Below are 20023 nucleotides of genomic sequence, written 5' to 3'. Positions count from 1 at the left end.
GGCAGAGTGTTCCGGCGGTCACCGCTGGCGCGGTGGGTCGCAGCCGATGATGTGGCTGCAGAGGCCCTCGCCTCCGCAGCCACGTCACTCGGTTAGCGGCTCCAGCTGTAACGGTCGCCGGTGGGCTGCCCGTTGTTCCAGTCAATCCTGATGTCGTCCTTGACGTCCTCGTCACGGCAGCCGTTCCTATCGGCGTCGGCGCACCATACGACGTACTGGCTGCCGGTGGTCGTGGTGTTGTTCAACCGGGCGTGGAACTCGAAGTCCCCCGCGGTTCCCCGTGTCTGATAAGCGGATTGGAAGCAGAGGTCGTTTCGACCGTCACCGTTGGTGTCGCGAAGGATGGCGAACTCGGGTCCAGCGCCGTCGGGGTCCGGGCAAGCACTGATGAACCCGGCACCGAAGCTTTGATAGGACGCCGGGCCGCTGACCTTATTGCCCCGGTTATCGAGGAAGCAGGCATCGTTGTGGACGTTACGGTTGGCGGTGCCGGGATCGCTCAGGCGCTGGTCATCGCGCTGGTCGGGGGAAAAGCAGGACGAGTCCCGGTTGACGTCGGCGTTCTCCGTCGCTGCGCCGATGTCCGGGTTGATGTAGGAGGCGGCCTTGACGCCTCCACGATCGTAATCTCCCCAGCCGCCGTCGTAATTGGCGAAGGCGAGTGGGGTGCCCAGGCTCAGGGCAGCGACGGTGATAGTCGCAATTGCTCCGGTACGGTTGCTGATGCGCATGAGGGTCTCCTACGGTTGTCGGCCGGTACGGCCGGTCCCAACGGCGTGGGTACACCTGTAGATACGTCGGCGGGTAGGCAGCCGTTGAAGAACTTGCTGACGAGTTTTTCCCATCGAGGTTCAACGCGGACTCCACCGCCTCCGTACATCCTATTGACAACGCGCTAGCCAGGTAGGAATCAAAAGGGGAGTCTCGTGCACAACCGACGAAGATCGACAGTCCGAAGGGCAGTTGTTTTCGATGGATCACCTGTCCGGGCGACGTGAAGCGCAACTGCTGAAGATGAGAAACCTGATTCGAGCGGCTAACCGAACGCCCTCGCTGTCACGCGAGGAAGGTGTGCATGATGCCTACGTCGCCCATGGTGCCGAGCTGTACCGGTTCGCGCTCAGGTCCTTGGGCGACGACGGCGTTGCCCAGGACGTGGTCCAGGAAACCTTCCTCCGCGCCTGGCGGGCGAGGGACCGTTATGATCCGTCACTGTCATCGCTGCGGGTGTGGCTGTTCTCGATCGCCCGCAACGTGGTCATTGATCACTCACGCGCCGCGGCCGCGCGTCCGTGGCAGAGTAACGTCGTGGATCTGACGTTCACCGAGCACACTGGACCGGTGGTACCCGACCCCAGCGATCGTCTATTGCGGGGATGGATCGTAGAGGAAGCACTGAGACGGCTGGGCCAGGAACACCGGCATGCCCTTACCGAAACCTACCTGGCCGACCGCCCGTACGCCGAGGTAGCAGCCGAGCTGGGGATCCCCGTCAGCACCTTGCGTAGCCGGGTGTTTTACGGGCTCAAAGCCCTACGAATTGTGATGGAAGAATTGGAGATGACCCCGTGACGGACCACCCCGATCATCGCGGACTGCGCGAATCCCTGGGCGCGTACGCCCTCGGCCACCTCTCACCGGCCGAGGAATACGACATGAGGGTCCACCTGACCGGGTGTCCCACCTGCCGCGCCGAGCTTGAGGAGCTGGCGGCGGCCGTTTCAGCGCTAGCCCTGGTACGGGGCCCTGTTCCCGATCCGGTGATGCCTCCCCTCGGACTGGGACAGCAGATCGAGGACCTGATCAAAGGGGAGGAACACCGGTCAGGCATGAACGGGACCGCCCGCACCGCGCTGGTCTCGGCGTTGGGTGCCGCAGCCGCTACGGCCGCCGTCGTGATCGGATTGAACCTTGCCGCGGCGGATCCGCAACCCAGGGTGCCCCTTGAGGCTGTCCAAATCGTCGAGACAGCAGACATCGAAGCAACGGCAGACCTGATCGACCATACGTGGGGGGTGGAAGTCCAGCTCACTGCAACGGGACTCCAGCCAGGCGGGCGCTACGAGGTTGTGGTGCTTGGAGAGGACGGGGCGGAATACCCCGCCGGGGCCTTCGTAGGCACCGACGGGGAGGTCCGCTGCAACCTTAACGCCGCCGTGCTGCGTGATGAAGCTGTCGGTTTCATCGTGCGCGACCAAGGTGGGGGTCAAGTGCTCTCATCCGACTTTTCGGCTTAATCCGGAGTTGAACCGACCCGCCGTCTCCACTGCGCTCCTTGGCCCGCCCGCTGACTCCTAGTTTCGGGGGAGGACCGGCGCGGGAAGATAGACCTTGCCCCCGGCGGCGCGAAATTCGGCGGACTTACCAGCCATCCCGGCAATAGCTTCCTGCGCCAAGGCGCCTCCAAACTGGTCCCTGATGTCCTGGGAGATCCGCATGGAACAGAACTTCGGTCCGCACATCGAGCAGAAGTGGGCAGTCTTCGCCGGTTCGGCGGGAAGTGTTTCGTCGTGGAACTGCTCAGCAGTCTCGGGGTCCAACGAAAGCGCGAACTGGTCTCGCCACCGGAACTCGAAGCGTGCCTTCGAGATGGCGTCGTCCCGATCCCCGGCGCCCGGGTGTCCTTTCGCCAGATCGGCGGCATGTGCGGCGATCTTATAGGTGATCACTCCGGTCTTGACGTCGTCCCGATTGGGCAGGCCAAGGTGTTCCTTCGGCGTCACGTAACAGAGCATTGCGGTGCCATACCGGGCTATTTCGGTCGCTCCTATTGCTGACGTGATGTGGTCGTAGCCTGGCGCGATATCGGTGACCAGGGGGCCAAGGGTGTAGAACGGCGCACCGTCGCACAATTCCTGCTGCCTTTCCACGTTCTCCCGAACCAGGTGGAAGGGGATGTGGCCGGGTCCCTCCACCATGACCTGGACGTCGTAGGCCCGGGCCCGCTTCGTGAGTTCGGCGAGGGTGTCCAGTTCGGCGAACTGCGCGGCATCGTTAGCGTCGGCGATGGAGCCGGGCCGCAGGCCATCTCCGAGTGAGAAGGCGACGTCGTATCGGGCGAAAATTTCGCATAATTCGTCAAAGCGCGTGTACAGGAAGTTTTCCTGATGGTGGGCCAGGCACCACCCGGCCATGATCGACCCGCCGCGGGAGACGATGCCCGTGACGCGCTCTGCGGTGAGCGGAACGTAGCGGAGCAGTACCCCGGCGTGGATGGTCATATAGTCGACGCCCTGCTCGCACTGCTCAATAACAGTGTCACGGAAGATTTCCCAGGTGAGGTCGCTAGCCTCCCCGTTTACCTTTTCCAATGCCTGGTAGATGGGTACGGTGCCAATGGGCACCGGGGAGTTACGGATGAGCCACTCACGGGTGGTGTGGATGTCATCTCCTGTGGAAAGGTCCATGACGGTGTCCGCGCCCCACTGGGTGGCCCACTGCATCTTGCTGACTTCCTCGGCGATCGAGCTGGTAACCGCCGAGTTGCCGATATTGGCGTTGATCTTGACGAGAAAGGCCTTGCCGATGATCATCGGCTCCGATTCGGGGTGGTTGATGTTGTTGGGAATGATCGCGCGCCCGGCTGCGACTTCGGCCCGGACCAGTTCGACGTCGCAGTTTTCGCGCAACGCGACGAACCTCATCTCCTCGGTGATGACCCCGCGACGTGCGTAGTGCATCTGGGTAACAATCCTGCCGTCGCGGGAACGCAGTGGGATGGACTGCACACCCTTCCACTCCCGGGAGGAACGCCCGCGACGGATCGCCGACTTGCCGTCGTCGAACAGGTTCCGTTCGCGCCCCTGGTACTGCTCGACGTCGTTCCGGCCGGTGATCCAGGGCTGCCTCAGTGGCGGCAGGCCCACCACCGGGTCGCTGCCGGGGCCGGCGGTACGGTAGACGCGGAGTGGTTCGTTGGGACGGTTGCCCGGCGAGTTTTCGAGGGCGATTTCGGTGACGGGCACAGCAATGCTGTGCCCAGAATCGTGGACGTATGAAAGGGACTGCGAATTAACGGCACTCAAGGTTCCTACTTCCTTCGCCGGCATGACCCGGACAGGTTCGACGGTCAAGGGCTGCATCAACCCAATCTCAGCCCTTGCAATAGGGCACCCGTGTGGATGTCACGACACTAACATCCCGTCCGCCCATGTCGGACATGACGCAGGCACCTGGGGCTGTTCAAAGGAAAAAAAGTCGGAGAAGCGTTCAACGTGCTCTAGTGTTTGCAGAACAAACATCACACGGGAGCCCGCGCCACGGGCTGAGAGGAAGCTGAAGCAGCTTCGACCGTTGAACCTGTCCGGGTAATGCCGGCGAAGGAAGTGAGATCGATGCCTCATATCCGCGCACTTGACGCGCCCAGGAAGACCATGCCGCTCGATGCGCGGCGAGCCGTACGCGGTGGGATCTTCGGCAACTACGTCGACCAGTTCGACATTTTCCTACCCGTCATCGCCCTGGCACCCGCGGCCGCCCACCTGTTCGGTCCGGAAAATCTGGCAGGCAACGCAGGACTGATTTTCATTGCGACCCTCCTTGGAAGACCGTTGGGGGGCGCAATTTTCGGTCCGATAGCGGATCGGATCGGCCGAACCGCCACGACCCAGGTGGCGCTGTTAGGCATCGTGGTGACGACCCTGCTCATCGCCCTGGTTCCCGGTCATACCGTTCTTGGCGGCGGGACACTGGTGGCTATTGTTGCCCTACGATTCGTCGGAGGGATCTTCCTGGGCGGCGAGTACACATCGGCGATTCCGCTCGCGATGGAATGGTCGGAACCAAGACGACGCGGCCTGATCAGCGGACTCATCATGTGGATGTCGCCGTGGGCCAATGCCAGCATTGCGGCCCTGGTGTTCGGCCTTCTCACCGTGCTGGACGAGGACGCGTACAACGTTTGGGGTTGGCGGATCCCGTTCCTGCTCGGATCCTTGCTGGCATTCGGCATGCTGGTCTTCTACCGGAAGCGTGTTGCGGATTCTCCCGTCTGGAAGCGTTCGCCCAAGCGGGTAAACCCACTGAAGGACATTCTGGTTGGTGAGCACCGCCGCGAGCTGTGGCAGGTCTTTTTGTTGATGAGTGGCTTGTGGCTTTTCACCTATATGGCGATCCCCACGCTGACCAGCGAACTGGCATTGGATGGGCTCCTGGGTGCGAAAGCCATTTCTTTCACAATGATGTGTGCCACCGCGGCGTCCGCTGTGTTCATGGCGGCCTGCGGTCACGCGTCGACCTACACCGGGCGGCGCTTCTTCTTCATCGGGTTCGGTCTGCTTGGAGCGGTTCTGGCCCCGATAACGTTCCTCGGCGTGTTTTCCACCACCAGCATCGGCGGCTTGGTGGTGCTGGTGGTGGCCCTGCAGATAGTGACGGTTTCCGGATACGGGCCCGTGGGCGCCTACCTCGTTGAACGCTTCCCGGCGGCGGTGCGGTCCAGCGGGTATGGCGTCGGGTACAGCCTTTCCATCGTCCTTCCCGCCCTCTACCCGTACTACCTCCCCCCGTTGCAGGACATGATGGGACGGCACGAAGCCATCGCGGTGCTGCTCGCTTTCGCCGGGATTCTGGTGGCCGTCGGCGGATTCATCGGACCCGAAACCAACAGGACACGCCAACTCTGCTGATGGTGGTTACCGCCTTCAGCGCGTTGTTGTTCCCGTTGCGGTCCATAACCGATGGAAGTGGTTAATCGGCCCGTTGCCCTGCCCAACGTCTAATTCGTCGGCGTGGATAAGTGCGTCCTGCAGCCAGTCCTTGGCCTGGGTAACAGCAACGGACCACTCACCGGTGCGAGCCATGACGGTGGCGACGGCGGAGGACAGCGAACATCCAGTTCCGTGAGTGTTCCTTGTGGATACCCGCGCGGAAGAGAACTCGACAACGTCTCCTCCCATAGCACCTAGGACGCCGGTAGCATGCACGAGGGCGTCGGGACTGGTTACCCCTGCCAGGTGACCTCCCTTGACGAGCACAACGGTCCCGCAAGCCCGGGACAAGTTCCGGCCCTGTTCAATAGCTGCGAGCCAATCCGCGGCGACAGGTTCATCCAGGAGGCCCGCCAGCTCGGGAAGATTAGGGGTGACCAGATCCGCCTGGCCTACCAGCTCCCGCAGTGCGGCCTCGGCGTCGACGGCAATGAGCCTGTCCCCGCTGGTGGCGATCATAATCGGGTCCAGAACCACCACCGGCGGCCGCACCCGGTCAAGCCACGCGCGAACGACGGCAATAGAGGCGGTATCCCCAAGCATGCCGATTTTCACCGCATCGATCGCCACGTCATCACTGACCGCTTCAAGTTGTTCGGCCAGAAACTCTGCCGGGGGCGTGTGTACGGAGCGGACACCACGGGTGTTCTGCGCCACGAGGGAGGTGACAACGGCCATCCCATATCCGCCCAGGGCGGCGATACTTTTCAGGTCTGCCTGAATCCCGGCCCCTCCGGTCGGATCTGTCCCGGCAATGCTGAGGACCCGCGGAACACTGCGTAAATCGTGATTTTTCACCGGCGCCACTCCGCCCCAAGGTCTTCGGCCGCTGCCTGTGGATCGATGGCGGCGCAGACCGCGGACACGACGGCCATTCCGGCAGCTCCTGCATCCCGCAGTGGACGCGCGTCAGCACAGCTGATGCCGCCAATCGCGACGCAGGGTAGGGTGCTTGACCTAACAAGGGCTCTGAAACCGTTGACGCCGATCGGTGGGGGGTGATCCGCCTTCGTGGCAGTGGCGTGAATGACCCCAATTCCCAAATAGTCCACCGTTCCTTCAGGCAGGCGATGCGCCGTCTGGATCTCCGGTCCAGTTGCTGCACTCAATCCAACAATGGCTTCCGGCCCTACGAGGGTGCGAACCAGCTCCGCGGGCAGGTCGGACTGGCCGACATGCACTCCGGCCACCTGTGCCCCTGCCGCCCGCGCCGCAAGAAAGATGTCCACCCGGTCATCGACCAGCACCGGGACCACGTCTCCTACAGAGTCCGCGACCGCCATCAGCAGGTGCAGCAAATCCCGGGATGACGCCTCCTTGTCGCGCACCTGAACCACCGTTGCTCCCCCCGCCACTGCTGCGGCAGCAACAGCGGTTACCGTTCGCGGAACGCACTGGCTGGTATCGGTTACCAGGTAAAGCGGGAGGTGCTGTCTAAAATCTGTTCTGATATTCGGCTGGTTCACCGGATGCCGTCCGGCGTGTCCGCGTGGCGGAGGTTTAATGGCTTGATGACGTCGTCGGGAGCGACGCCTGATAGTTGGTCCAGGAACTCGACTGCAAAACTCCCCGGGCCGTGCGCTCGCCTGGCCGCCTGCTCGGCGGCAACGGTGTAGACGGCTGTTGCCGCCATGGCCGCAAGCAGAGGATCATCGGTCAGGGAAGCGAAGGCGGCCATGACTGCACCGAGGGCGCACCCACCACCTGTCACCTGGGTCAGCAACGGGTGTCCGTTCGCCACGGTGACGGCCTCGCCGTCGGGGCCCGTGATCAGATCCACTTCACCTGACACCGCCACCGCTGAGGAAAACGCGGCCGCGAGATGTTTTGCAGCCTCCCTGGCTGCCAAGGGGCCCTCCAGCGAATCCACCCCTCGGCCTCCGGCTCCAGCTCCGGCCAAAGCCAGAATTTCCGACGCATTGCCGCGGATGATGCTCGGTCGACGCTCAACAAGTTGACGCGCCAGCCCGGTGCGGACCGTCAGAGACCCAATGGCCACGGGATCCAAGACCCATGGAATCCCCGCATCGCTGGCCGCAGAAACGGCCTCAACCATCGCGGCCCGCTGTTCCTCCCGGGGAGTCCCCAGATTAATCAGGAGTCCGGAAGCCACGGACGTGAACTGTCCCGCTTCCGAGGGGATATCCACCATTGCGGGGGCCGCACCGACGGCCAGCAGGACATTCGCTGTGAAATTTGTGACGACAGCGTTGGTAATACACTGCACGAGCGGTCGCTGGACCCTCAACGCGTCAAGGAGCACGGCACAGTCAGATGATGTATAGCGAATAGCCATCCGCGACATCCCTTCGCTAGTTCGAACTAGATCAGGTTCAACGGGTGTGGATTCTCAGCTGCACCATTGGCGGTCAGCACCCCGTGTCACTACCACCACCCTAGAGGACGTGAGCTCGGCGGGCGGAAAGAGGACATTACACAGTCTCTTTTGGATCAAGGCTGTTCGCTTGCGCGGCGCCTGCGGTGGGTCTCCAAGGCGCCAATTCCAGCCGCCAGTAGCGTGCCGATAGTGGCGCCTAGGGTATTCATGAACCAGTCGTTCGTGTCGCAGGTGCGGCCAAGGCTCGGCGTGAGCGCCTGAATAATCTCGATAAGGGCGGACAGGCCTGAGACTGCGATGAGCACCGGCAGCGGGCGTCGCCATCCAAGAGTTGCGAACAGTGTCAGTGGAAGCAACATTGCGACGTTGGCCAGGGGTTCAATCCCTTGGAACGGTCCCGAGAAGTGGACTAGGCAAAAGGTGGTGGGCTGGCTGGTCGACGGGGTGACGGTCAGCGCGAGAGCACCGATCAGACCAATACACGCAAGGACCAGAAGCGCACGGGACTTCCCAAACCGGTGGAGCAGCCATCCGAGGAAAGCGCTAGCGGCGACTGCACTCCACAAGAAAATAGGTGCCACTGATGAATGCTGTGCGAGGAATGAGTTAATCACCGCAGACTCCTTCGCTCAAAGGCGGACAGCCCCCGGATCGAAAGTCCAGGGTCCCATTCCACGAGTGTAGATGGTGAGTTCCTGCCGGCTGTCGACGTTACACACCCACCAAGTGTCCCGGGCGGCAACCTCGTTAGGATAGGTTCTCCGTACGGTGGTGCATGGTGGCGAGGGGCGCGTGCTGAGATGACGGCCACTTCCAGGCTGTGCGGGCTATGGCAGTGAGGAGTACCGCTTCGAGGGCGCTACCCACCAGGTAATAGGCCCATTGTTCGCCGATGCATGACACGAGAATCTGCGGTACCCGAACCAGGGTTCAGTTCGGCGCGTTCCCGGACTCGATGCCTACGGTGACCCAGTAAGCGAGTTCCGCGTCGTCGTCGAACTGTTGACGGGGCACCGTCAGCCAGCCGCGCCCCATCGGCTTCTGCCGACCCATCAGTGCCGGCACCCCGCCGCGACGAAGTAGATTGTCGTAATCTGCCGGGTTGGTGCGCACCTGCAGGTTACCGACGCGATCGGCGGCAACTGCCATGCGGTCATCAATCATGAACGAGACGCCGCCGAACATTCGTACCTCACGCACATTCTGGTGGGCGGCGAAGAGGTCTCGAAGCCGTTGGGTCAGAATGTCACGTGCAAAAGCAGTGGTGGTCACGGTAGCTCCCTTGCTCGCAGCTGCACTCTGAATATGAAGCGAGGGCCGTTATCTGTCAAGGGACGGTGTGCGGCGGGACCTGCGCCATCCGTTGTTTTGCGGTGGTGTTGCGTGACCCGATAGGGATCAGCGCCGTTGCCTTGGCCAGCCCGAACAGAGGCATTCCGTTGTAAACTGCCTCGATTCCGACGGCGGGTACCTGATAGGTCTCATGCCAGACACCAACGTCCCCAGTCCCGGCGACTTCCTTCATGAATCGGCGCCAGGGCTCCAAGTGGGGCGACTCCTTGTCCGCTGCAAACTTCCGCAGATGTTCGGGGCTTTCCCAGTAGCTGAGCAGCATGGTGGTGCGGCCGAACCATTGCTCATAGCCGAGCATTCCCGCGGATGGGTCGGCCGCGAGATGTTGAAGCATCCGTGGCATGGCGGCGGCAACCCTACCCACGGTCCCCACCTTCCACCACCGGTTGGCCCGCATCCCGATCAGGAACACTGTCACGTTGTCTCTTCCCGGATAGGCAGTGTGCCGTCCGGGAAGTATTTGCTGTGCCATGAGGATCTCCTATAGTTTTCTTGTTGTATAACATTGTTACAGAACAAGGTTATGGAACACTGGGTGCTATGGCAAGACCTATCGTGCACAATGATTCCCTCCGGCAGGATCTGCTGGCAGTCACAGCCGATTTGGTGGATCTCGAGGGCCCAGCGCGGGTGACGCTCCGCGATGTCGCCGCGGCGGCCGGAACGTCCACCTCGGCCGTGTACTCGCTGTTCGGCGGGAAGTCCCAGCTGCTGACAGCGGTGGTGGACGATGGGTTCGTGTCGTTCCGTGATTCGCAACTCGCGGCTGCCTCCGGCGGGCTTGAAGCACTGGGCGAGTCCTATCGGACCTGGGCGCTGGAGCACCGGGCGCTGTACCGGCTCATGTTCGGCGGCGCGCTGGCCGCCTATGTGGAGTGTCAGCCGAACCCCGTCGCGGCCGCCGATGCCATGCAACCGTTGATGGATGCGGTCGCTGCCGCGCAGACCGCCGGGACTTTGCGTGAAGCGCCCGTGGAACTCGTCGCCGTCGCGATCTGGGGTCAAGTCCATGGCCTGGTCAGCCTGGAGCTGGCGCAGATGGGCCGTCCTGACGCAGATTGGCCCGCCGTCTATAGCGCTGCCCTCGACGCGACCGCCCGCGCCTGGGCCATTGTGTGAGCTAGAGACTGCCGAAGTGCCGGTATCGACGAAGTGCCATCGCCTGTCAAGCGAATGAGTGATTCCTGGTGGTGTCCCGGCCGCGCGGGCAGGGGACACTCAGGGACAGAACTCGGGTAACGATTGGGCGGTAGCGTTTGTTGGGCAGGGGTCGAGGGTGAAGATGCCTGGGTTTGTTCACGCCTGAAGCCCCAGGCCGCACACCCCAAGTTCCTGCAAGATGTCCTCGACAACCCGCTCCGAAGAGTGGTTTGCATCAATGCTGACGAACGACGAAAAGTCATCAAGTTCCCTATACGCCTTGGCCAGGGCCCCGAGATGTTCAAGGGTCTCAGTGTCCGCGGCGCGGCTGCTGACCCGTTCGTAGGCGACGTCGGCGTCAACCTCGAAGTAGAGCACCACATCCGGGGTGGGGAGGACCTTGATCAGGGTCGGCAGGAACCGCCCCGGACGTAGCCTCCGCACTCGCCGAAGCGCGAGCTGACAGTAGAGGTACCGGTCCATGACGACAACACCGGGATTCTTCCTGGCGCGCAGGTGGGAGATCGCCACATTGACACAGCGAATACCGGTTTCTATCCCGTCCAACACGGCCATAGGCAGCCGAAGACCGGTCCGGTCGAACCACGCGGTCATGCTTCGGCGGCCGGATGGGTTAGCGGTGAAGATTGCGGGATAACCGGCCGCGGCGAGCTGCTCGGTCAGCAGTTTCCCGGCTGTGGTCTTACCCGCGCCATCGACGCCGGCGAGAACGATGATCACGGCTCGCCGTGCAGGTGGCCCAGGTCCTGATCTTTCACGGCAACTCCTTCCTTGAATGTCCGTCGGTGGGGGCGAAGATCGCCAGAAGTGCACCAATCTCCTGGTGCGCGGTGGCAGGGTGGCGGAAGTGCTGGTTGGGTTGGATCACATACCGGGTGCGGCGACCCTCCCGGAGACGCTGTAGGTAACCGGCGTGCTCTAGATCCGCAAGGATGTGAAGTGTTGCTCTCGGAGTGATTCCTACTGTGGCGGCAATCTCTTCGACGAGCGCATTAGGGTCCCCGTTGATGGTCAGCAGCACGTGGCTGTGATTGGTGAGGAATGTCCACGGCGGACGTTGGGTTGGAGCAGTGCCGTGGTTTGCTGCATCGGTGGCCTGATGGTTGACCATAAAGCCGTCTGGGCTGGGGTGGGACATAGGAGTGATTCTTTCCTTTGATGTACTTAGATTGTCCTCCTGTGTCCGATTGCGGAGTAACAACGACGGCGACGGGGCGCCCCTGGATGTGGTGGGAGGCATTCATCGGGTACCTCCGTCCTTCTCTGCCCGCTCCCGGCTGTCGTGCACTGGGAGCGTGTCTTCGGAGCCCTCCCGGCGGGCTCGGTCGACGGTGCTGCCCCGACCGCGCCACACTGGTTCCAGTTCGGCGTCCTCTTCCTCGGTGGCGACCCGGAAAGGGGGTTCCGGTGGCGCAGGAAGTGCTTGCCTGCCCTGTCCGCGGGTGGCGCGGAGGCTTGCCACAATGGAGATCGTGAGAATGGTAGCAACCACGGCCAGCGAGATGGTGGTGGGGATGTAGAACAGGTCGATCTTGAGGAGCATCTTGATGCCTACCCAGATCAGCACCAGGGCTAGCCCGATTTTGAGGTAGATGAACCGGTGGATCAGATCGGCGAGCAGGAAATACATGGCGCGCAGACCCAGGATGGCGAAGGCGTTGGCGGTGAAGACCAGGAACACTTTGTCGGTGACGGCGAAGATCGCGGGGATGGAGTCGACGGCGAAGACCACGTCGGTGACCTCGATGAGCACCAGTACCGCCAGTAGCGGGGTGGCAAGCAAGATGCCGTTCCGCCGGACCAGTAGCTTCTGTCCGTGATAATGCTCGGTCATGGGAACCCAGCGGCGGAACAGGCGGAGCACCCCGGATTTCTCGGGGTCGAGGTGTTCATTGCGCTGTCGGATCATCTTGTAGCCGGTGTAGAGGAGAAAGGCGGCGAAAACGTAGAGGATCCAGGCGAAGTTCTGGATGAGTACGGGGCCAGCGGCGATGAAGATCCCCCGGAAGATCAGCGCACCCAGCACGCCGAGGAACAGCACCCGGTGCTGGAATTCCCGCGGGACAGCGAAGTAGCTGAAGATGATGGCCCAGACGAAGACGTTGTCCACGGCCAGGGACTTCTCGATGAGGTACCCGGCGAAGTACTGCTGGCCGAACTCGGCACCCCAATTTATCCAGACCAGCACCCCGAACGCGACGCCGAAAGCAACCCACACTCCCGACCATGCCGCTGCTTCCCGCACACCGATGACGTGGGCCCGGCGGTGAGCGAACAGGTCAACGGCAAGCATGACCACGATGAAGCCAAGAACCGCAGCCCAAATCCAGAATGGGACATTCATGAAAAACTCCTCCGATCGAATCGATCGGAGGTCTTTCCCGGCCCGTTTAGGGGCCTGTCCGCCGGGCCGTTAAGGGCCGTAGTGACGACGGGACAATTGTGGGGATACTCCCCTCCGTGTACTCAACAAGTGAAGCACAGTTCATGTTTTACCGTCAAGAAGGCACCGCGGGAGGCGCTACCCGACCACGTCGACACAAACCGTCGCGAACAGTGATCGGCAACCAATGCGCCGAACGCTAGAAGGTCACACCGCAGCGCAAAACCACGTTCGCGAACGGTGTCGCCTCGCCGGTCCTGATGATCAGCCGGGCAGACGGCAGGAGAGCCTTCAGATCCTCGTGGCTCACGAAGTCGGGATTCAACCCTTCAGCGCGGACAATGTCCTCAACGAGAGAGCCAGTCGCTTCCGAAGCCAGCAATGACGATTCGACTTCGACGTCGGCCAGCACCGCCTGGAGCACCTCCGTGAAGGACGGGATGCCCTTCACCAGGGCCAGATCGACGACGGTGCCCGCGTCCGGGAGGGGCATCCCGACGTCGGCAATCGCCACGAGGTGCCCGTGCCCCAAGGTACCGAGGATCCCGTTCAACGGTCCGTTGAGGATTCCGGTCTTCTTCACGCGGCATCGTCCTGTCCAGTGGTGATCGGTGAGGTGGGCGCTGCGGGCAGCTGATCTGTTAGGGACGGGTACGACGGTTGAGCGCCCTCGGTCCCGACGGCGAACGCCCCGACCAGCACGGCAACCCGGACGGCGTCGGGCAGTGAATCCCCGGCGCTGAGCCGGGCGGCCAGGGCGCCGGTGAAGGCATCGCCGGCCCCGGTGGTGTCCACGACCGGCACCTTCGGGGCAGGGATCTCCAGCAGGTCGGCAGCGGACGCCAGCAGGGCCCCACTCCCGCCCAAAGTCATCACCACGGACGCGAAGCCGCAGTCCAGCAGGGCCCGGGCCGTCGCAACATGACCGGAGGGGTTAGCGATGTAAGCTGAACCGGTCAGTTGCCCCAGCACCAGCGCGCCTTCATGTTCGTTGACGACCAACGGATTAGCTCGCAGCAGAGTAGCGCGGTCCAACGGGATGACCGGCGCCAGATTGATGACCACCCGCCCGGTGGCCAGGGAAACGGCCGCGGCCACCGACGCAGCAGGGATCTCGCCCTGCAGCACCAGCACGGCGGCGCCGGCAATCACGTCAGCGGAGGCGGCAACCAGCTCGGGGGTCACCTCGGCGTTGGCTCCGGGGATCACCACGATAGTGTTCTCGCCGTCGTCGTCGACCTCCACAATCGCGACGCCAGTGCTAATCCCAGCGACGCGCTGCACGGCGCCGGTATCAACACCCGCGGCGTGCAACCCGGAAAGCGCGACGTCGGTGTAGGCGTCCTGCCCCACCGCGCCGATCATAACGGTCCGGGCGCCGAGCTTCGCCGCAGCTACGGCTTGGTTGGCGCCCTTGCCGCCGGGCATCACGGTCATGGTCCGGCCCAGCAGGGTTTCCCCAGGCGCAGGGTGGCGTTCCAGGGTGACTATGAGGTCGGCGTTGATAGACCCTACGACGACGACGCCCGACGGCTCGGTGCTCATTCGGTGAATTCTCCGACATTGTCGGCGTTCACTGTGGTGACGGGAACGGGGATTGTCTCTTCGACGGTTTCGCCGGCGAGGAGCTGTTCCAGAACTTCGATTGCCTGCTTGCCCAGTTCGGCGGGCTGCTGCGCGATGGTCGCGGTCATGGTGCCCGCTTCGATGGCGGCCAGGCCGTCCTCGGTGCCGTCGAAGCCGACCACGCTGACGTCGTCACCCGCGCGGTCGCCGAGCGCCTGGATGGCGCCGAGGGCCATTTCGTCGTTCTCGGCGAAGATGCCGGTCACGTCGGGGTTAGCCTGCAAGAGGTTCGTTGCCACGTTCAGTGCTTCGGCGCGGTCGAAGTTCGCGGTCTGCATGGCCACCACGGTGATGTTGGGGTACGCGGCCATGCCCTCTTCGAAGCCGGCGCCGCGGTCGCGGCTCGCCGAGGTGCCGGCGACGCCCTGCAGGACAATCACTTCGCCCTCTTCGCCCATGGCTGCTGCCAGTTCGTCGGCTGCCTGGCGGCCGCCCGCCACGTTGTCGCTGGAGACGAGGGACTGGACCTCGGCGCCGTTGACGGCGCGGTCCACCGCAACCACCGGAATGTCGGCGTCGATCAGCGGTGCCACGGAGGCTGCGGCGGCGTCGGAGTCCACTGGGTTGATCAGGACGGCGTCCGTGCCGCTGGTCGCGGCGGTGGCCAGTTGGTTGGTCTGGGCGGCGGAGTCGTTTTGGGCGTCGACGACCTCAAGTTCGATGCCAGCAGCCTCGGCAGCCGCCTCGGCGCCGTCGCGCAACTCCACGAAGAACGGGTTGTTCAGGGTGGACAGTGCCAGAGTAGCGGAGGCGGACCCCTCGGCTGCCTCGTCGCCCCCACGGTTGCAGGCGGTCATGCTCAGGGCCAGCGCGAGGGAGACGGTCAGTGCTGCGGTTTTGCGGGAAGTGAACTTCATTGTTATTTCCTTACTCGGTGATTGAACTACTTGGTGACGGAACGGGTGACGTGAGGGAAGGTTTAGTGGGGTGCGTTCTTGCGGCGCAGGGAATCGATGCCGACGGCGACGGCGATCACCACGCCGATCACCACCTGCTGCCAGAACGAGGAGACGTTGAGCAGGTTCAGGCCGTTGCGGATGACCACGAGCACCAGTGCGCCGACCAGCGTTCCGGTGATGCGGCCCACGCCGCCGGCCAGCGAGGCGCCACCGATGACGACGGCGGCAATCGCGTCCAGTTCGTAGCCGGCGGCGGCCTGGGGCTGGGCGGAATCCAGCCGGCCGGAAAGTAGCAGGCCGGCGACGGCGGCGAACAACCCGGACAGGGCGAAGACCGTGACGAGGACCTTGCGGACCGGGACGCCGGAGAGCCGTGCGGCTTCAGTGTTGCCGCCCACCGCGTACATGTAGCGGCCCATCACCGTGAAGTTCAGGATGAACGCGGCCACCAGGCCAGCGATCACCAGCACCACGATCGGCATCGGGATGACGCCGAGGTTCCCGCCGAGGAAGGACACCTCGGGTGCGGTGGCGATGGGCCGGCCGTCCGAGATGACCAGGGTCAGGCCGCGGGCGATGCTGAGCATCGCCAGCGTGGCGATGAAGGAGGGCAACCGGCCGAACGCGACGGCGTAGCCGCTGACCGCGCCGCTCAGGGTGCCGATCGCAAGGCCGCCGATCACGGCGACCCAGCCCGGCATGGAGCCCTGCGAGAAGATCCACGCGGAGCCCATCGCGGAAAGCGCCGCCACCGAGCCGACCGACAGGTCGATGCCCGCCGCGACGATCACGAAGGTCAGCCCGAACGCCAGGACCGCGATCACCGAGGCCTGGATGCCGATGTTCAGCAGGTTGGGGCCGGTGAGGAAGTCGGGGGTGGCGATGAACAGGGCCAGGCCAAGAATCAGCAGGCCCACCAGCGCCCCATTGTCGGCGAGGAGCTGCTTGGCCCTCGCCCCGCCCGACACCTTGGGCGTGGTAGCGGTTGCAACCTTATTCATGACCGTCCTCCATTGACTTGTCTTCGAGATCGCGCTGCACGTCGCGGACGGCAAGCGTCATGATGGCGTCCTGGGTGGCCTCTTCGGCCGTCAGCTCGCCGGAGATATGTCCGCCGCTCATCACCAGGATCCGGTCGCTCATCCCCAGCACCTCGGGGAGCTCGCTGGAGACCATGACGACGGCGCCGCCGGCGGCGGTGATCGCGTTCATCAGTTCGTAAATTTCCACTTTGGCGCCGACGTCGACGCCGCGGGTCGGCTCGTCGAGCAGCAGGACCGTCGAGTTCGCCACAATCCAGCGGGCAAACACGGCCTTCTGCTGGTTCCCGCCGGAGAGTGATCCCACTGGCTGGTCCAGGGTGTGCATGCGGATACGAAGTTTGTCGGCAATCTCCTGGGCGCGGCCGCGTTGGCCGGAACGATCCACCAGCCCGGACTTCGCCGTCGACGCGAGCGTCGCGTAGCCCACGTTCTCGTTGACCGTCGCGCCGAGCACCAGGCCCTGGCCCTTCCGGTCTTCGGGGACGTGCCCGACGCCGGCCCTGATGGCCGCGCCGATGTTGGACTTGGGGAGGTCCTTGCCGCGGACCTGGACGCTGCCGCCCACGTAGGGGTCGGCGCCGGCGATGGCGCGGATCACCTCGGTGCGGCCCGCCCCGACGAGCCCGGCCAGGCCCACGATCTCGCCCGCGCGGACGGAGAAGGTGACGTCATTGATGACGCCCTTCGTGGAGAGCCCCTTCACGTCCAGGAGGGTGTCAGCTGGGCCGTCCCATTCGCGGCGGCGGGGGAACTGCGCTTCGATTGAGCGGCCCACCATCAGGCGGACCAGTTCGTCCTCATGCGTGTCAGCGGGCACCTCGGCGATGAAATCGCCGTCGCGCAGGACCGACACCGAGTCGCCGATGGCGGCGATTTCATCCAGGTGGTGGGAGATGAAGACCATCCCGACGTCGCGCTGGCGGAGGTCTTCGACGACGGCGAACAGTGCAGCGATCTCGCGCTTGGTGAGGGCTGCGGTGGGTTCGTCGAGGACGAGCATGCGCGCGTTGAGGCTGAGGGCCTTCGCGATTTCGACGAGCTGCTGGCGGGCGATGCCCAGGTCGCCGACCCTGTGGTCGACGTCGATGTCCAGGCCGATCAGCGCGAGGGCCGCCCTGGCAGTTTCGCGCATTGTGCGTTTGTCCACCAGACCGAAGCGGTGCGGGAACCGACCCATCGAGATGTTCTCGGCGACGGTCATGGAGCCCACGAGGTTGAGCTCCTGGTGGATGGTGGCGATGCCGAGAGCTTCGGAGTCCTTGGTGTTGGTAATTCGGGCCACCTCGCCGTCGACGAGGATGCGGCCACCGTCTGGCTGGTGCACGCCGGCCATCATCTTGATCAGGGTGGACTTGCCGGCACCGTTTTCGCCCAGCAGGACCTGCACCTTGCCGGGGTAGACGTTGACGGTCACCCCCTTGATGACGGTGACCGGACCGAAGGACTTGGTGACGTTGTCCAGGGTAAGGATGGGTTTGGTGTTCACGGTGTTGTGCCTCCTGGGAGGGGCGGGGTGGAGCCACGGATGATGAGTCTGCTGGGGAGGATGACTGATGCGGGGGTCTCGCCGGCGATCACCTGGGTGAGCATCTCGACGGCCTGGCGGCCCATGGCGTCGACGTCGTGGGCGATGACGGTGAGGGCGGGGTTGAGGAGGGTGAACGCTTCGATGTCGTCATAGGCGACGAAGGCGACACCCGTGCCGATGCCGATTCCGCGTTCGTTGCAGACCCCGATGGCACCGATGCTCATCAGGCTGTCCGCCGCGAGGAGGGCGGTGGGCGGCTGGGGAAGTTCGAGCAGGTGCCGCGCACCGGCAGCACCACTGGCGGCCTGGAAGTCACCGAAGAAGATGAGGTCGCCGTCGTCGTCGGCTTCGGTGGTGGCGAGGGCATCATGGTAGGCGGCGAGGCGTTCGCGGCCGGTGGAGGTGGACTGCGGTCCGGCGATGTAGCCGATGCGTCGGTGGCCCTGCGCGGTGAGGTGGCGGACGGCTTCCCGGATGCCGGTGACGTTGTCGGGGGTGACGCTGGGGACGGCGGTGTCGGCGATGACGCGGTCCACGAAGACGGTGGGGATGCCACTGTCGAGGATGCTTTTGAGGCTGTCGAGGTCGCCGAGGGGTGCGGCGATGAGGCCGTCGACGCGCTGGGAGAGCATCACATCGAAGTAGCGATCCTGCTGTTCGGCGCTTTCGTTGGCGTTGCCGAAGAGTGTGAGGTATTTGAAGTCGCGGGCCCGCTGTTCGACGGCGTGGGCCAGATCAGCGAAGAAAGGGTTGCGGACGTCGGGAAGGACCAGGCCGATGGTTTCGGTGGTGGTCTTGCGGAGGGAGCGGGCCTGGGCGTTGGGCCGGAAATCCAGCTGCTGGGCGGCCTCGGTGACGGCTGTGCGGGCTTCGGCGGAGGTGGAGGGGTGTCCCGAGAGCACACGGGAGGCAGTTGCTACTGAGACACCCGCCTTATCGGCGACGTCCTTGATCGTCAGTGATCGCACCTGTTGCTCCTCGGCCGCCATGGAATCGTTTCCATGGAATCGATTCCAAACTATGCCAGACGATGAGAAGGCGGTCAATGCTCTTTCAGGCGAGGTCCAGGAGGCACCCACCTGTGCCGGTGGGGAACAATGAGTTACATGTGCGGAAAAATTGTGGTTGCCGGGAGCGCATGGCAGTCGGTTGGCGGTGCGGCATGGGCGTGATCTATCTCGGCGCGCTCCTCTTCTCGCTGGGTGGCTCGGTGCTCCTGGACTGGAGGTTTGGCCTCACCTTCTGGCGTGACGCCCGCAAAGCCGCCTGGGCCATGACCCTGGGGATCATCTTCTTCATCATCTGGGACCTCTTCGGCATTGCATTCGGTATTTTCTTCCGCGGCGTCACCGACCTCATGACGGGAATCCTCTTGGCCCCGGAGCTGCCCCTTGAGGAACCGTTCTTCCTCGCTCTGCTGTGTTACACAACCCTTAATGTGCTGGGTGTCGTCGCCGTCCGGGAGCGGAGGGTGGCTGCGTGAGGTACCTGGTCCTCAACGTCATCTTCTTTGTTCCGATTCTGGCCATTGCCGCCTGGGCGTATCGAACGAGACGCAGCCTTCTTCCCAGCTGGGGGGCTATCGGAATCACCCTGGTTGTTCTCCTGCTAGCGACCGCCGTGTTCGACAACGTACTGATCGCTGCTGGCATCGTCGACTACAACGCCGACCTCATCCTCGGTGTGCGTTTGGCTCTGGCCCCGATTGAGGACTTCGCCTACACCGTCGGGGCGTGCATCCTGCTCCCATCGCTGTGGGCTCTCATTCCGGGCCGCTCCTCAAAGTCGAATGACACCGGGGATCGTGCCAAAAGAAACCACGGCGCATAGGCAGCTCGAGAGGGCGCGACCGGCCGTTGACAGCCAATTTGGGCACTACTAGAGTCGCGGTCACAAGTGAATATCCGGAGACTCATCTACTGCTTCTGAACCAGCTGTCCGGCGTCGTGAAGCAGCTCTCGTAACCTAAGCTTCATCTCTTCGC

Annotated in this window: 23 protein-coding genes and 3 riboswitches; of the genes, 6 read left to right on the top strand and 17 right to left on the bottom strand. The window is 63.7% G+C overall.

Annotation, left to right across the window (positions count from 1 at the left end):
- Window positions 1-92 precede the first annotated feature (92 nt).
- Window positions 93-731 (bottom strand): hypothetical protein, encoded by a 639-nt coding sequence (locus tag ACX80O_RS07855; protein ID WP_459306460.1) that lies wholly within the window; start codon window positions 729-731, stop codon window positions 93-95.
- A gap of 241 nt (window positions 732-972) precedes the next feature.
- Between ACX80O_RS07855 and ACX80O_RS07850 the strand changes: the two genes are divergently transcribed.
- Together ACX80O_RS07850 and ACX80O_RS07845 are read left to right on the top strand one after the other, a co-directional pair.
- Entirely contained in the window at window positions 973-1572 is a 600-nt protein-coding gene (locus ACX80O_RS07850; protein ID WP_459306458.1) for a sigma-70 family RNA polymerase sigma factor, read from the top strand.
- On the top strand, window positions 1569-2237 hold the full coding sequence (locus ACX80O_RS07845; protein ID WP_459306457.1) for a zf-HC2 domain-containing protein: 669 nt from the start codon (window positions 1569-1571) through the stop codon (window positions 2235-2237). The genes ACX80O_RS07850 and ACX80O_RS07845 overlap by 4 nt, the downstream gene beginning before the upstream one ends.
- A 57-nt stretch (window positions 2238-2294) precedes the next feature.
- Here ACX80O_RS07845 and thiC read toward each other — a convergent pair whose 3' ends face one another.
- The gene (gene thiC / locus ACX80O_RS07840) at window positions 2295-4025 is read right to left on the bottom strand and encodes a phosphomethylpyrimidine synthase ThiC (protein ID WP_459333090.1); all 1731 of its coding nucleotides are present in this window, start codon (window positions 4023-4025) and stop codon (window positions 2295-2297) included.
- A riboswitch (TPP riboswitch) is annotated at window positions 4018-4127 on the bottom strand. It overlaps the preceding gene by 8 nt.
- Window positions 4128-4234: 107 nt before the next feature.
- Window positions 4235-4342, top strand: a riboswitch (TPP riboswitch).
- Here thiC and ACX80O_RS07835 point away from each other — a divergent pair.
- A complete protein-coding gene (locus ACX80O_RS07835; protein ID WP_459333089.1) occupies window positions 4335-5627 on the top strand; it encodes an MFS transporter in 1293 nt (430 codons plus the stop codon). Its footprint overlaps the riboswitch before it by 8 nt.
- A gap of 15 nt (window positions 5628-5642) precedes the next feature.
- Here ACX80O_RS07835 and thiD read toward each other — a convergent pair whose 3' ends face one another.
- From thiD to ACX80O_RS07805, 6 genes are all read right to left on the bottom strand, one after another.
- The gene (gene thiD / locus ACX80O_RS07830; RefSeq protein WP_459306451.1) at window positions 5643-6506 is read right to left on the bottom strand and encodes a bifunctional hydroxymethylpyrimidine kinase/phosphomethylpyrimidine kinase; all 864 of its coding nucleotides are present in this window, start codon (window positions 6504-6506) and stop codon (window positions 5643-5645) included.
- Window positions 6503-7174 carry a thiamine phosphate synthase gene (gene thiE / locus ACX80O_RS07825; RefSeq protein WP_459306449.1) on the bottom strand — a complete coding sequence of 224 codons (672 nt, stop codon included), beginning with the start codon at window positions 7172-7174 and terminating at the stop codon, window positions 6503-6505. The genes thiD and thiE overlap by 4 nt, the downstream gene beginning before the upstream one ends.
- Window positions 7171-8004 (bottom strand): hydroxyethylthiazole kinase, encoded by an 834-nt coding sequence (gene thiM, locus ACX80O_RS07820; RefSeq protein ID WP_459333088.1) that lies wholly within the window; start codon window positions 8002-8004, stop codon window positions 7171-7173. Before thiM ends, thiE begins: the two co-directional genes overlap by 4 nt.
- Window positions 7996-8098, bottom strand: a riboswitch (TPP riboswitch). It overlaps the preceding gene by 9 nt.
- Before the next feature lie 61 nt (window positions 8099-8159).
- Window positions 8160-8627: a VanZ family protein gene (locus ACX80O_RS07815; RefSeq protein ID WP_459306445.1), complete on the bottom strand. Its 468-nt coding sequence runs from the start codon at window positions 8625-8627 to the stop codon at window positions 8160-8162.
- Window positions 8628-8976: 349 nt separating this feature from the next.
- The gene (locus tag ACX80O_RS07810; RefSeq protein ID WP_459333087.1) at window positions 8977-9318 is read right to left on the bottom strand and encodes a TfoX/Sxy family protein; all 342 of its coding nucleotides are present in this window, start codon (window positions 9316-9318) and stop codon (window positions 8977-8979) included.
- Between the two features lie 55 nt (window positions 9319-9373).
- Window positions 9374-9871, bottom strand: a complete 498-nt coding sequence (locus ACX80O_RS07805) for a DUF4188 domain-containing protein (protein ID WP_459306442.1) — start codon at window positions 9869-9871, stop codon at window positions 9374-9376.
- 68 nt (window positions 9872-9939) lie between these two features.
- On the opposite strand from ACX80O_RS07805, the gene ACX80O_RS07800 reads away from it, so the two are divergent.
- Window positions 9940-10518: a TetR-like C-terminal domain-containing protein gene (locus tag ACX80O_RS07800; RefSeq protein ID WP_459333086.1), complete on the top strand. Its 579-nt coding sequence runs from the start codon at window positions 9940-9942 to the stop codon at window positions 10516-10518.
- Window positions 10519-10695: 177 nt separating this feature from the next.
- On the opposite strand, the gene ACX80O_RS07795 is transcribed toward ACX80O_RS07800, so the two are convergent.
- The 9 genes from ACX80O_RS07795 to ACX80O_RS07755 all read right to left on the bottom strand — a co-directional run bounded on the left by ACX80O_RS07795 (window position 10696) and on the right by ACX80O_RS07755 (window position 19007).
- Window positions 10696-11280, bottom strand: coding sequence for a dTMP kinase (locus tag ACX80O_RS07795; protein WP_459306439.1), 585 nt, complete (start codon window positions 11278-11280; stop codon window positions 10696-10698).
- 34 nt (window positions 11281-11314) lie between these two features.
- Window positions 11315-11698: a winged helix-turn-helix domain-containing protein gene (locus tag ACX80O_RS07790; RefSeq protein WP_459306438.1), complete on the bottom strand. Its 384-nt coding sequence runs from the start codon at window positions 11696-11698 to the stop codon at window positions 11315-11317.
- A 102-nt stretch (window positions 11699-11800) separates the two neighbouring features.
- Window positions 11801-12904 carry a TerC family protein gene (locus ACX80O_RS07785; RefSeq protein WP_459333085.1) on the bottom strand — a complete coding sequence of 368 codons (1104 nt, stop codon included), beginning with the start codon at window positions 12902-12904 and terminating at the stop codon, window positions 11801-11803.
- Window positions 12905-13142: 238 nt separating this feature from the next.
- The gene (gene rbsD, locus ACX80O_RS07780) at window positions 13143-13526 is read right to left on the bottom strand and encodes a D-ribose pyranase (protein ID WP_459306434.1); all 384 of its coding nucleotides are present in this window, start codon (window positions 13524-13526) and stop codon (window positions 13143-13145) included.
- The gene (locus ACX80O_RS07775) at window positions 13523-14488 is read right to left on the bottom strand and encodes a ribokinase (RefSeq protein WP_459333084.1); all 966 of its coding nucleotides are present in this window, start codon (window positions 14486-14488) and stop codon (window positions 13523-13525) included. Before ACX80O_RS07775 ends, rbsD begins: the two co-directional genes overlap by 4 nt.
- Window positions 14485-15426 carry a substrate-binding domain-containing protein gene (locus ACX80O_RS07770; protein ID WP_459333083.1) on the bottom strand — a complete coding sequence of 314 codons (942 nt, stop codon included), beginning with the start codon at window positions 15424-15426 and terminating at the stop codon, window positions 14485-14487. Before ACX80O_RS07770 ends, ACX80O_RS07775 begins: the two co-directional genes overlap by 4 nt.
- 62 nt (window positions 15427-15488) lie before the next feature.
- Entirely contained in the window at window positions 15489-16469 is a 981-nt protein-coding gene (locus tag ACX80O_RS07765) for an ABC transporter permease (protein ID WP_459333082.1), read from the bottom strand.
- Window positions 16462-17997 (bottom strand): sugar ABC transporter ATP-binding protein, encoded by a 1536-nt coding sequence (locus ACX80O_RS07760; protein ID WP_459333081.1) that lies wholly within the window; start codon window positions 17995-17997, stop codon window positions 16462-16464. The genes ACX80O_RS07765 and ACX80O_RS07760 overlap by 8 nt, the downstream gene beginning before the upstream one ends.
- Window positions 17994-19007: a LacI family DNA-binding transcriptional regulator gene (locus ACX80O_RS07755; RefSeq protein ID WP_459306428.1), complete on the bottom strand. Its 1014-nt coding sequence runs from the start codon at window positions 19005-19007 to the stop codon at window positions 17994-17996. The genes ACX80O_RS07760 and ACX80O_RS07755 overlap by 4 nt, the downstream gene beginning before the upstream one ends.
- A 170-nt stretch (window positions 19008-19177) precedes the next feature.
- On the opposite strand from ACX80O_RS07755, the gene ACX80O_RS07750 reads away from it, so the two are divergent.
- Both ACX80O_RS07750 and ACX80O_RS07745 read left to right on the top strand, forming a co-directional pair.
- Window positions 19178-19522 (top strand): lycopene cyclase domain-containing protein, encoded by a 345-nt coding sequence (locus ACX80O_RS07750; RefSeq protein ID WP_459333080.1) that lies wholly within the window; start codon window positions 19178-19180, stop codon window positions 19520-19522.
- Window positions 19519-19869, top strand: a complete 351-nt coding sequence (locus tag ACX80O_RS07745; protein WP_459333079.1) for a lycopene cyclase domain-containing protein — start codon at window positions 19519-19521, stop codon at window positions 19867-19869. The genes ACX80O_RS07750 and ACX80O_RS07745 overlap by 4 nt, the downstream gene beginning before the upstream one ends.
- Window positions 19870-20023: the final 154 nt, after the last annotated feature.

The organism is Arthrobacter glycogeni (assembly GCF_054511155.1).
Note: the sequence above shows the minus strand (reverse complement) of the source record. Positions and strands in the feature narration are given on the sequence as shown.

Excerpts from the sequence above, each read along its gene's own strand:
- ACX80O_RS07855 (WP_459306460.1), bottom strand. The coding sequence starts at position 731 with ATGCGCATCAGCAACCGTACCGGAGCAATTGCGACTATCACCGTCGCT.
- ACX80O_RS07850 (WP_459306458.1), top strand. The coding sequence starts at position 973 with ATGGATCACCTGTCCGGGCGACGTGAAGCGCAACTGCTGAAGATGAGA.
- ACX80O_RS07835 (WP_459333089.1), top strand. The coding sequence starts at position 4,335 with ATGCCTCATATCCGCGCACTTGACGCGCCCAGGAAGACCATGCCGCTC.
- thiM (WP_459333088.1), bottom strand. The coding sequence starts at position 8,004 with ATGGCTATTCGCTATACATCATCTGACTGTGCCGTGCTCCTTGACGCG.
- ACX80O_RS07805 (WP_459306442.1), bottom strand. The coding sequence starts at position 9,871 with ATGGCACAGCAAATACTTCCCGGACGGCACACTGCCTATCCGGGAAGA.
- ACX80O_RS07800 (WP_459333086.1), top strand. The coding sequence starts at position 9,940 with ATGGCAAGACCTATCGTGCACAATGATTCCCTCCGGCAGGATCTGCTG.
- ACX80O_RS07790 (WP_459306438.1), bottom strand. The coding sequence starts at position 11,698 with ATGTCCCACCCCAGCCCAGACGGCTTTATGGTCAACCATCAGGCCACC.
- ACX80O_RS07785 (WP_459333085.1), bottom strand. The coding sequence starts at position 12,904 with ATGAATGTCCCATTCTGGATTTGGGCTGCGGTTCTTGGCTTCATCGTG.
- ACX80O_RS07775 (WP_459333084.1), bottom strand. The coding sequence starts at position 14,488 with ATGAGCACCGAGCCGTCGGGCGTCGTCGTCGTAGGGTCTATCAACGCC.
- ACX80O_RS07770 (WP_459333083.1), bottom strand. The coding sequence starts at position 15,426 with ATGAAGTTCACTTCCCGCAAAACCGCAGCACTGACCGTCTCCCTCGCG.
- ACX80O_RS07765 (WP_459333082.1), bottom strand. The coding sequence starts at position 16,469 with ATGAATAAGGTTGCAACCGCTACCACGCCCAAGGTGTCGGGCGGGGCG.
- ACX80O_RS07750 (WP_459333080.1), top strand. The coding sequence starts at position 19,178 with ATGGCAGTCGGTTGGCGGTGCGGCATGGGCGTGATCTATCTCGGCGCG.